We start from the raw sequence: 773 nt of genomic DNA on the forward strand, positions 1-773 counted from the left end.
GGCTTCTCGGTCGGATGATGCCGATTGCCGCTGTATTTCCAACCTTGCACATCAGGCAACGGGTGTTGTGGCAAGCGTGGGCGGCCTTTCGCCAGTATGTAAGCGCATTCATGTGTGTAGCCGACGTAGGCCGATTTTGACGTGTAAGTTTTAGTGAAAACGAAATGCCCCACAATGCTAAACCCTGCGGCTTTCCACGCAGCAATAAAGCGGTCGGCACGGTTCCAGCCGTAAAAGCTGACCATCAGCGCGTCTTTTTTCAGTACGCGGTACATCTCATGACAAGCTGGCTGTAACCATTCGTCCGTGACGTCACCCGCAATCGTTCGGCCTTGACGGTCGCGAAAGCCGACAAGGTATGGAGGATCGGTGAGAATAAAATCGACGGCGTTGTCGGGAAAGCCCGCCATAATTTCGACGCAATTGCCCTGCACAAATCGTGACATAAGAAAGTCTCCTCGGGTTAGGGTGCCCGCAGGAGGGAGCCGCCACGGCTCCCGTTCCCTACTGCACGGGGCCTGTAGGCCGTGACCGGTAACGGGTCAAGCTGACCGTGGAATACCGTAGTCGTCGGCTTTTTGACGGCGAGGATATGCCGCGAAAGCGGCTTGAAGGGCGATCCATAAAAGGCGTCTGGATGGCGTAAAATCACAACGACGCCGGACAGGCGCGGAGAAAACGCCCGCCCCGTGGCCACCGGTTGCGGCACACTGGCACCGTGCAGTGGCCCCCCCCCGCGCAGCGGCGTGGATGAGGAGCGTTGCGACATCCTT

Annotated in this window: 2 protein-coding genes; both read right to left on the bottom strand. The window is 58.1% G+C overall.

The genetic code is table 11. The features are described from left to right. On the bottom strand, nt 1-446 hold a 446-nt coding region (locus M988_RS21475), incomplete at its 3' end, for a DNA methyltransferase (protein WP_064575754.1). A 96-nt stretch (nt 447-542) separates the two neighbouring features. Continuing rightward, on the bottom strand, nt 543-773 hold a 231-nt coding region (locus M988_RS23070), incomplete at its 5' end, for a hypothetical protein (protein WP_211271694.1).

The organism is Hafnia paralvei ATCC 29927 (assembly GCF_001655005.1).
In the GTDB taxonomy this organism is placed as follows: Bacteria; Pseudomonadota; Gammaproteobacteria; order Enterobacterales; family Enterobacteriaceae; genus Hafnia; species Hafnia paralvei.